This is a genomic window from Parasphingomonas halimpatiens (assembly GCF_036663795.1).
In the GTDB taxonomy this organism is placed as follows: Bacteria; Pseudomonadota; Alphaproteobacteria; order Sphingomonadales; family Sphingomonadaceae; genus Sphingomonas.
The window spans coordinates 1-9,367 of sequence record NZ_JAXOJP010000068.1; the positions used below are offsets into that span (position 1 = coordinate 1).

At 66.9% G+C, this 9,367-nt stretch carries 10 protein-coding genes; 2 read left to right on the forward strand and 8 right to left on the reverse strand.

Annotation, left to right across the window (positions count from 1 at the left end; translation table 11 throughout):
- From hemA to U1839_RS26235, 8 genes are all read right to left on the reverse strand, one after another.
- On the reverse strand, positions 1-1,125 hold a 1,125-nt coding region (gene hemA / locus U1839_RS26200), incomplete at its 3' end, for a 5-aminolevulinate synthase (RefSeq protein ID WP_332806500.1).
- A 142-nt stretch (positions 1,126-1,267) separates the two neighbouring features.
- The gene (locus tag U1839_RS26205; protein WP_332806501.1) at positions 1,268-1,468 is read right to left on the reverse strand and encodes a hypothetical protein; all 201 of its coding nucleotides are present in this window, start codon (positions 1,466-1,468) and stop codon (positions 1,268-1,270) included.
- Positions 1,469-1,695: 227 nt separating this feature from the next.
- Positions 1,696-3,999 (reverse strand): xanthine dehydrogenase family protein molybdopterin-binding subunit, encoded by a 2,304-nt coding sequence (locus tag U1839_RS26210; protein WP_332806502.1) that lies wholly within the window; start codon positions 3,997-3,999, stop codon positions 1,696-1,698.
- Complete coding sequence (locus tag U1839_RS26215; RefSeq protein ID WP_332806503.1) at positions 3,996-4,502, reverse strand: (2Fe-2S)-binding protein; 507 nt, start codon at positions 4,500-4,502, stop codon at positions 3,996-3,998. The genes U1839_RS26210 and U1839_RS26215 overlap by 4 nt, the downstream gene beginning before the upstream one ends.
- On the reverse strand, positions 4,502-5,800 hold the full coding sequence (locus tag U1839_RS26220; RefSeq protein ID WP_332806504.1) for a c-type cytochrome: 1,299 nt from the start codon (positions 5,798-5,800) through the stop codon (positions 4,502-4,504). The genes U1839_RS26215 and U1839_RS26220 overlap by 1 nt, the downstream gene beginning before the upstream one ends.
- Before the next feature lie 464 nt (positions 5,801-6,264).
- Entirely contained in the window at positions 6,265-6,729 is a 465-nt protein-coding gene (locus U1839_RS26225) for a hypothetical protein (RefSeq protein ID WP_332806505.1), read from the reverse strand.
- Between the two features lie 103 nt (positions 6,730-6,832).
- On the reverse strand, positions 6,833-7,579 hold the full coding sequence (locus U1839_RS26230) for a carbonic anhydrase (protein ID WP_332806506.1): 747 nt from the start codon (positions 7,577-7,579) through the stop codon (positions 6,833-6,835).
- Between the two features lie 291 nt (positions 7,580-7,870).
- The gene (locus tag U1839_RS26235) at positions 7,871-8,395 is read right to left on the reverse strand and encodes a c-type cytochrome (protein ID WP_332806507.1); all 525 of its coding nucleotides are present in this window, start codon (positions 8,393-8,395) and stop codon (positions 7,871-7,873) included.
- A gap of 367 nt (positions 8,396-8,762) precedes the next feature.
- Here U1839_RS26235 and U1839_RS26240 point away from each other — a divergent pair, with 367 nt between their 5' ends.
- Entirely contained in the window at positions 8,763-9,134 is a 372-nt protein-coding gene (locus tag U1839_RS26240) for a hypothetical protein (protein ID WP_332806508.1), read from the forward strand.
- A gap of 69 nt (positions 9,135-9,203) precedes the next feature.
- Positions 9,204-9,367, forward strand: a 164-nt coding sequence (locus U1839_RS26245; RefSeq protein ID WP_332806509.1) for a transposase, incomplete at its 3' end; no start/stop codon positions are given.

The window sequence follows — 9,367 nt, forward strand, 5'->3', positions numbered from 1 at the left end:
CGAGGGCGTGATGCGCAGCCGCTCGGTGCCGACCGGCACGGTCGGATAGTTGATCGGCTGGACATAGATGCCGTGATTGTCGAGCAGCCAGTCGCTGATCATCTTGCACTTCTTGGCGTCGCCAACCATCACCGGGATGATGTGGCTGGGATTGTCCATCGTCGGGATGCCGATCGCATCGAGCCGGCGGCGGACATAGGCGACGCGCTCCTGGTGGCGCGTGCGCTCGACCTGGCTGGTCTTGAGATGACGGATGCTCGCCGCGGCGCCGGCGGCGAGCGCCGGGGGCAGGGCGGTGGTGAAGATGAAGCCGCTGGCAAAGCTGCGCACGAAATCCACCAGCGCGTCGGACGCCGCGATATAACCGCCCATCACGCCGAACGCCTTGCCCAACGTCCCCTCGATCACGTCGATCCGGTCCATCAGGCCCTCGCGCTCGGCGATGCCGCCGCCGCGCGGGCCGTACAGCCCGACCGCATGAACCTCGTCGATGTACGACAGCGCGCCATGCGCCTCGCACACGTCGAGAATCTCGGCGATCGGCGCGATGTCGCCGTCCATCGAGTAGACGCTCTCGAACGCGACCAGCTTGGCGCGGCCCGGCGCGACCGCGGCGAGCCGGCGGTCGAGGTCCTCGGGCGAATTATGTTTGAAGCGCTGGCACTCGGCGCGGCTGTGGCGGATGCCCTCGATCATCGAGGCATGGTTGAGCGCGTCGGACATCACCACGCAGTCGGGCAGCTTCGCCGCCAGCGTCGACAGCGCCGCCCAGTTCGAGACATAGCCCGAGGTGAACAGCAAGGCGGCGTCCTTGCCGTGCAGGTCGGCGAGCTCGCGCTCGAGCTCGACATGGGCATGCGTCGTGCCCGAAATGTTGCGCGTGCCGCCGGCACCCGCGCCGCACTTGTCGAGCGTCGCGTGCATCGCCTCGAGCACCACCGGATGCTGGCCCATGCCGAGATAGTCGTTCGAGCACCACACCGTCACGTCGCTCACACCGTCGGCGGTGTGATGGCTGGCGCGCGGAAAGGCCCCCGCCTTGCGCTCCAGCTCGGCGAAGGTCCGATAGCGCCCGTCCTCGCGCAGCGTGTCCAGTTCGCCTGCGAAGAACGCTTCATAGTCCACGGTGGAAATCCCCCTGCATGGTCATGGCGACCGCGCCGGCGGTCTTGGTAGCAGGAAAGCTGCTGCGCGCCGAATCTGCCTGCGGCAAGTGCGGATATCAACGTATATCCAACCTTTTTTGCATGCGCGCCGCGCCGCCGCGTCACTGCTTGAGCGTCACCCACACCGCCACGGGCACGACGAACTTTCCGGGGGCGGGCTTGCCGACCTCGACGCGGTCGGCGGTGACCAGTTCGCCCGAGGCGAGGTTGAAAGACGCCCAGGGCTTGGGCATGCGGCCGAAGGTCAGCTTCTGGATCGGCTGGCCGGTGACGCTGTTCATGATCGTGGCGATGACACTCATCGCGCGGCGATAGCGGCGCGGGGAGTCGCCTGTCCAGCGCGGACACAGGTCAATGTGCGATGATCCCACAATGCCAGCAGTAGGGTCTGACGGCGGGTCAGGCGCGCTGCGCCGAACAATGTTCCGTTCTCCGGCGAAAGCCGGAGCCCAGAGCCAAAGGCGTCGCACTGCGTGATCCTGGGCTCCGGCTTTCGCCGGAGGACAGCACTCACCCGGTGGCCCTGGCCTCAGCCCTTGAGCGCCGCCAGCACGTCCGCCGGCGCGATCGGCAGGTGGCGCAGCCGCACCCCGACCGCGTTGAAGATCGCATTGCCGATCGCCGGGCCGACCACTGTCGTCGCGGGTTCGCCAAGTCCGACCGGCACTTCCTTGCTGTCGACAAAGGCAATGTCGAGTTCGGGCACGTCGGCGATGCGCAGCGGCATATAGGTGTCGAGATTGGTGTCGCTGACCTGGCCGTTCACAAAGGTCGTGCCCTCGTGCAGCGCCATGCTTAGCCCCCACAAGGCCGCCCCCTGCACCTGCGCCAGCGCGCCATCGGGATCGACGATCGTCCCGGCATCGACCGCCAGGCTCAGCTTCTCGACCGTTACCACCCCGGTCTTGCGGTCGACATGGACGCGCGCGACGCATGCCGACCAGGTCGGCATGTCGCGTTCCTGGCCAAAGCTGGTGGCGATGCCCAGCGCGGTGTCGGCCGGCAATTTGCCGCCCCAGCCCGCCATCGCCGCCGCGCGCCGCACCACCTCGGCCTGGCGCAGCGCCCCGCCGATCGCCGCCGGCGCGCTGCCGGCATTGCGGCCCGCGCCGGTCAGCAGCTTTAGCCGGAACGCGACCGGGTCGGCTTTGATGTGGTGCGCGGCCTCGTCGATGAAGCTTTCCAGCGCCCAGTTGGTCCAGCCCGGCCCGACCGAGCGCAGCCAGCCGGGGCGGAAGGTCGTGTTGGCGAGGTCGTTGGCGATCGCGCGGACGCGCTGGTGCCCAACATCATACCAATGGTCCGCTCCCGAAATCGCGAACGGATCATAGGCGCCGCCCGCCTTGTTCTTGGCGAGGAACGCCGCCGCCAGCACCTGGGTCGGCCAGCCGGCACAGGCATGATGCTCCATCGCCTGGACGTTACCGGCGCCGTCGAACGCCATGCGCAGCCGCTGCGCCGAGGCCGAGCGCACCGAATCGAAGCGCGCATCGTCTTGCCGCGTCAGGATCATCTTGACCGGCTTGCCCAGCGCCTTGGTCGCGAGCAGCGCGGGCACGGCATAATCGCCGTTGAGCCGCCGCCCGAACCCGCCGCCGAGCAGATAGCTGCGCATGATCACCTTGCTCTCGGCCACGCCCAGCGCTTTGGCCAAGGTCGGCATGATCAGGCTCTGCCACTGGTTGCCGGTATGGACCTCGAACACGCCGTCCTTCTCGAACGCCAGCGCGTTGAGCGGCTCGAGCTGGAAATGCAGCACGGTGCCCGTGGTGTAGGCGGCGTCGATCGTGCTCGCCGCGCCGGCGCCGAACGCGCCCGTCGCCGGGTGATCGGCCACGTCGAGCTCGACCCCGCCATCGGCCTTGCCGATCAGGTCGGCGGCATGGTCCAGCAGCATCTTTTCGGAGACATCGGCGCCGGGGCCGGGCGTCCAGGTCACGGCGAGCAGTTCGGCGGCCTTGATCGCGGCCGGATAACTGTCGGCGATCGCCATCACCCAGCCGGGCACGGTGTCGGACGGATCGTCGAGGATCAGATAGCGCTGATAGCCGCGCACATTCTTCGCCGCGCTGTCGTCAACCGACACGACCTTCGATCCATTGCGCGTCGGCGGCAGCTTGGGCCGGGCATAGACCATCCCCGGCACCTTGGCGTCGATGCCGTAGACCGCGCTGCCATTGGTCTTGGCGTCGACATCGAGCGCCGGCGTCTTGCGCCCGATCAGCGTGCGCTTCTCGACCGGCTTGATCGGGAGCTTGGCCAGCTCATCGGGGGTGAATTGCCGCGCGACCGTGCCGCTCTTCGCGATGTCGCCATAACTGATCGAACGACCGCCGCCATGCACCGCGCCGGCCCGCGCGCTGCACTGCGCCGGCGACATCTTGAGCAGCGTCGCGCCCGCCTCGATCAGCGCGATCCGCCCCGCCGCCCCGGCCTGGCTGAACACCGGGAAGGTCTGCCACACCGACCAGCTGCCGCCGGTCACCATGAAACCCCATTTGGGGTCGGTGTCGACATGGACGATGCGCACCTTGCTCCAGTCCGCCTCCAGCTCGTCGGCGAGGATCCGCGCCAGCGCGGTGCCGACATGCTGGCCCATCTCGGCGCGGATGATGTTGACCGTGACGATGCCGTCGGCGTCGATGCCGAACCAGATCGTCGGCGCAAAGCTCGGCCCCTTGGCCTCTGCCGGCACGCTGCCCGGCACCGCCGGGTCGATCGCGGCGAGCACGCCGGAAAAGCCGAACATGATGCCGGTCGCGCCGCTGGCGACGAGGAAGCCGCGCCGCGACAGCGGGTTGGTGCGGGTTTCGGGCGGGGGAAGGCGGCTCATGACGTCTTTGCCCCCGCCGCCACCGGCTTGGCGGTCATCGTCGGCGGCTTGGCCTGCTTGCCCGCCGCCTGCTTGATTGCCGCGCGGATCCGCACATAGGTCATGCAGCGGCACAGATTGCCCGTCATCACCGCGTCGATCTCGTCGTCGCTCGGCGCCGGAAAATCGGCCAGCAGCGCGGCGGCCTGCATGATCTGGCCCGACTGGCAGTATCCGCATTGCGGCACCTGCAGGTCGCGCCACGCCTGTTGCAGCGGGTGCTGCCCTTGCGGATCGAGTCCCTCGATCGTCGTCACCGCGGCGCCGTCCACCGCCGCCACCGGTGTGATGCAAGACCGCGTCGCGCGCCCGCCGACATGCACGGTGCACGCGCCGCACATGCCGATGCCGCAGCCGAACTTGGTGCCGGTCAGCCCGATCTCGTCGCGGATCACCCACAGCAGCGGGGTGTCGTCCTCGACATTGGTGGTCACCGTCCGGCCGTTGATCGTGAAGCTGGTCATCACTCCTGGCCCTTGCCTGCGGCACGGATCGCCGCGACGCGTTTCTCGAGATCGGGCCATGCCGGCTTGGCGGTGCGCGTCGCGCGCAGATAAGCCGCGATCCGCGCGACATCGCCGTCGCTGAACCCGGTCGCAAAGCCCGGCATCACCACGCCCGGGATGCCCTGCTTCGCGTCGATGCCATAGAGGATCACGCGGATCAGATTGGTCGGGTCGTCGAGCGACAGCGCGCTGTTGAGCGCCAGGTCGGGGCGCAGCGGGTTGGGGTCGGTGCCGCCATTGAAATGGCACGAGGCACACGCCCCGGCATAAAGCCGCGCCACAGGGTCATATTGCCGCCCCATGCCGATCTTGTCGGCGGCCAGCGCCTTGCCGATCGCCACCGGCGTTTCCGCCGCGCGTGCTTCGGCGCCATTGATGCTCAGGAAATAGCGCGCGATCGCGTGCAGATCGGCCGGCGGCAGCTTGGCGAGGCCATGCGGCACCGTTGCCATCGGCCCCGCCGCGACGCCGTGATAACGGCTCACCCCGGTGCCGAGATAGGCGACCAGCTCGTCCTCGTTCCACGGCACCGGCGAGGGGTTGGTCTTGTCGAGCGGCGGCGCCACCCAGCCATCGATCGCCGCGCCGACATAGGGTTTGTCGTGCAGTTCGGCGCCGAGCGACCCGCGCGGCGTATGGCACGCGCCGCAATGGCTCGGCCCTTCCGCCAGATAGGCGCCGCGGTTCCAGACCGCGTCCTTGCCCGCATCGGGCACGAACCGCCCCGGCTTGAAATAGAGCCACTTCCACCCCGCCTGCAGCAGCCGCACGTTGAGCGGGAAGGGCAGGCCGTTGGACCTGGCCTCGGCGCGCACCGCCGGCCGTGTCATCATGAAGGCATAGAGCGCGGCGACATCCTCGTCGCTCAGCTTGGTGAAATGGTCATAGGGAAAGGCCGGGAACAGATGCCCGCCGTCGCGCCGCACGCCCTCGTGCATCGCGCGGGTGAAGGCGGCGAGCGACCAGCTGCCGATGCCGGTCTCCGCGTCGGGCGTGATGTTGGTCGAATAGATCGTCCCGAAGGTCGTCGCCATCGCATAACCACCGGCATAGGCCGCGCCGCCCTTCGCGGTGTGGCACGTGGCGCAATAACCCGCCCCGGCAAGCGCCTCGCCCCGGGCGATCTGCGCGGGCGCAAAGCTGCTCGGCGCGGGCGGCGTGATCGGCGCGATCGAAGAACGCCACCCGAACGCGGTCACGCCGATGATGGCGATCACGATCACCGCCGCGATGCCGATGAGAATGCGCTTCAGCACGCCATGTCAGCCATCATCGGATGCGCCACTCGTTCAGGGATGCCGTGGCGCGATCATCTACCTTTGCGCAGGCCCCGTCCAGCCCGCCCGGTCGCTTGAGTGGGATGCTCCCACATTCACCGTTCGTTTCGAGCGAAGTCGAGAAACCGCAACAAGCGCTTCGCCAGGTTTCTAGACGGCGCTCGAACCGAACGGGGCGGAGGGCCGCCATGGCGGTGAAGTTTCCCTCTCCCCTTGTGGGAGAGGGAGGGGCCCGCTGCCGAAGGCAGTGGGAGGGTGAGGGGGACTGACGCGAACGTCGCGTTCCGGACTCCCCCTCATCCGGCGCTACGCGCCACCTTCTCCCACAAGGGGAGAAGGGTTTCGGTCACATCTCGCGGGTCAGGTACTTAGCCCCTCCCCTGAAGGAGAGGGGCTTGAGAGAGTCATGCTAGCGGGGATTAGGTATAAGGCCCGCCCTCCCCTCAAAGGTGGCAGGCACCCCGATGGTCGCCCGTCGCCTCCAGCAACAACGAAACCGTCGTCCGCAACGCCGCCCCCGCCGCGATCACCTCCGGCGGATTGCTCGCCGCACTGGCGCCCTCCAGCTCCTTCAGTCCCTTTTTCAGCATGGCGCACGGGTTCTTCGATCCCTGGAACTTGCCCGCCCAGCCATCATAGCCCGAGCAGATCACCAGCTGCGCGGCCAGTGCCCAGCGCGGTTCCTTGCCATATTCATGCTTCATCTGCTCGCCGGTGAGCCCGTTGCAGGCGGTCGCGAAGCTCGCCTTGTTCAGCTGCCCCGCCGCCGCATCGTCCATCACCTTGGCCATCAACAGGCTGCGCGCCGACCAGGTCGCCGCCGCATCCGGGGTGAAGCCATCGCTCGCCGCCGCCGGCGCCGCGACGATCGCCAGCGCCAGAAAAGCCGTCAGATGCCGTGCACGCATGCTCATTCCCCTCTGTCGATCCGCGTGGCCGGAATGGACCGGCACCACGCGAATCGCTTGGACGGAAAAGACTTTTTCGCCGCCAAGGCCGGGTCGCTACAACCTAATGCTGCGTCATCGCGCCTGTCACCGCCGTCGCGGGCACGACAATGTCGGTCGGCGGATCGATCAAGCGGACCCTGCCGGTGTCGATATCATAGACCGCGCCCCAGATTTTCAGCCTCCCCGCATGCTGCGGCGGGTAGAGAATCGGCTGCTCGGCCGAGCGCAGGCGCGCGGTCACGCGGTGGACATTCTCGGCGATGCCATTGTCCAACGGGGAGCCCGGCTGGTCGCGCACGGCAAGCGCCGCCGGCAGGATCGGCTCGACCATCGGGCCGATGCTGCCGGGGTAGCGGGCATTGTTCTGGACGATACCCGTCGCCGCCTTGACCGCCCCGCAATCGCTATGGCCGAGCACGATAATCAACGGCACCTTCAGATTGGCAACCGAATATTCGATGCTGCCGAGCGACTGCACCGCAGCGACGGTGTTGCCCGCATTGCGCACGACGAACAATTCGCCGAACCCGGTATCGAAGATCAGCTCCGGCGGCACACGACTGTCCGAACAGCACACGATCGTCGCAAAGGGCTCCTGCCCCGCGACGAGCTTGCCGCGATGGGCCGGGTCGAGCGGCGCCGGCACCCCACCGGCGATGAACTTGCGGTTGCCCTCGATCAGTTGGGCGAGCGCCTGGTCGGCGGTGAGTGAAGTGCCATGGCCATCCGCCGCAGCGCGCACCGGCAGCATCGCCGACAGCGCAAACGCGGTCGAACCCTGAATCAACGCCCTTCTGGTGATCGTCATGACCGCCCCTCGCATATCGTTGCGATACCGTAATTACAGCATTTTCACGGCTTTACCACGAAAAGCTGTCGGCGGCGGGCCCGGTCACGACCGAGAGCGTCGGGAACCAGATCGGTGCATCGTGCTGGAGATGGGGCCGCCGTTCTTCATGATCGACGGGGCCTGTCGAGCCCCTTTTGCGGGGCGAGCGTAGCTGCACGAAAAGAGGAGGGCGGCGACGCGCCCCAAACCGCCCCGCACCGTGCGCCGCAATCGGCGGATCGGCGCGGGGGGAGGATGGCCGTTGGTCGCTCAGTTGGCCTTGAGATAGGCGATCACATCGGCGCGCTTCTGCGCGTCGGACAGGCCGGCATAGGTCATCTTGGTGCCGGGCACGACGCGCATCGGCTTTTCGAGATACTGGAACAGCTTCTCGGCGCTCCAGGTGATGCCGCTATTCTTGTTGGCGTCGGAATAGCTGAAGCCGGCCACCGTGCCGGCCTTGCGGCCGACGATACCCTTCAGCATCGGGCCGATCTTGTTCTTGTCGAACTCATGGCAGGTCTTGCACTGTAAAAAGACGATGCCACCCTTGGTCGCGTCGCCGGTAAAGCTGGCGAGCTTGGTGCCGTCGACGGTGTCGACATTGTCGGCGGCCGGTGCCCCGCTCGCGGCAGCCGGCGCGGCGGCTGGCGTCGCTGCGGCAGGGGCCTCGGCGACCGCATTCGCTGCCGCCGGCGTGCTGTCGGCATAATCGGGCTTCTTCGAACACGCCGCCAGCGCGAGTGAGGAAACGGCCACTGCCAGCGCCAGCCGGCCAAAACGGGTCGATTGCATGATGGGCTCCTGTTGGGGTGGGTAATGTCGGTTGAGGGTCATAGCACACGATTGGGGGCGCTGTGTCCAATGGCTTTAGGGGCAGGTTTCGGGTCGGGCGGTATCGGCGAGGTGAGGGCGGATGGCCGGGGCGTGTAAGCGATCCCCCTAGGTGGGTTGGTGGCGGCAGACCCGGTGCCGGTCGTACGGGGTGACGGTGGCGAATGGGCGGTTTTGGGAAGAGTCGCCGTTCCCGGTGCCGGAACTGGACGATCTGGAATGCGACCTACATGGCGTAGATCGCTCTTGGTTGATGATGCCATCGTTTACTGAGCTGGAGCGGCGATTTCTCCGTGACCGGCATATGGAGACGTGGCTAAGCTGCTGAATGTCGATCGAACGCCTCCGCAAACTCGTTCAAGCTGCAGTACCGGTGCTGTTCGCACAAATTCACGGCGGGCGGGTCAGATGCGAAAGCGAAGCGACCCTGCAACTGCATTTGGGCCGGGTGATTTCGACAATGGGCGACCTTGCGTTGCAGCATCCCCGCGAGACGTTTTCGATCGAGTTAGAGAAACCTCTGATCGGAGCGAGACGCGGCCGCATCGACGTATGGTTCAAACTGACGACTGCTGACGATCGTGATTGGCGATGCGCGATCGAGCTAAAATTCTTTAAGAAAGCGAACCAGCGTGAACCGAACAACCGATATGACGTGTTCAAGGACATCGCTCGGCTGGAGAGAGAGGTGGCTCGGTAAATCTGGACAGGCTGCAAAGTGGAGTTTCTGCCTGAACGCGGCCAGCTTGGCTGCCGAACAGGAGATCGTATGACGAAGCGAACACGCCGGAACCACAGCCCGGCATTCAAGGCGAAGGTGGCCTTAGCTGCGGTAAAGGGCGAGAAGACGCTGGCCGAGCTAGCGCATCAGTTTGACGTGCACCCGAACCAGATCACGACGTGGCGCGGCCAGTTGCTGGAGGGTGCAGCGGG

Bases quoted from the DNA above. Each gene is read 5' to 3' on its own strand.
- U1839_RS26205 (WP_332806501.1), bottom strand. From the start codon at position 1,468: ATGAGTGTCATCGCCACGATCATGAACAGCGTCACCGGCCAGCCGATC.
- U1839_RS26210 (WP_332806502.1), bottom strand. From the start codon at position 3,999: ATGAGCCGCCTTCCCCCGCCCGAAACCCGCACCAACCCGCTGTCGCGG.
- U1839_RS26215 (WP_332806503.1), bottom strand. From the start codon at position 4,502: ATGACCAGCTTCACGATCAACGGCCGGACGGTGACCACCAATGTCGAG.
- U1839_RS26225 (WP_332806505.1), bottom strand. From the start codon at position 6,729: ATGCGTGCACGGCATCTGACGGCTTTTCTGGCGCTGGCGATCGTCGCG.
- U1839_RS26230 (WP_332806506.1), bottom strand. From the start codon at position 7,579: ATGACGATCACCAGAAGGGCGTTGATTCAGGGTTCGACCGCGTTTGCG.
- U1839_RS26235 (WP_332806507.1), bottom strand. From the start codon at position 8,395: ATGCAATCGACCCGTTTTGGCCGGCTGGCGCTGGCAGTGGCCGTTTCC.
- U1839_RS26240 (WP_332806508.1), top strand. From the start codon at position 8,763: ATGTCGATCGAACGCCTCCGCAAACTCGTTCAAGCTGCAGTACCGGTG.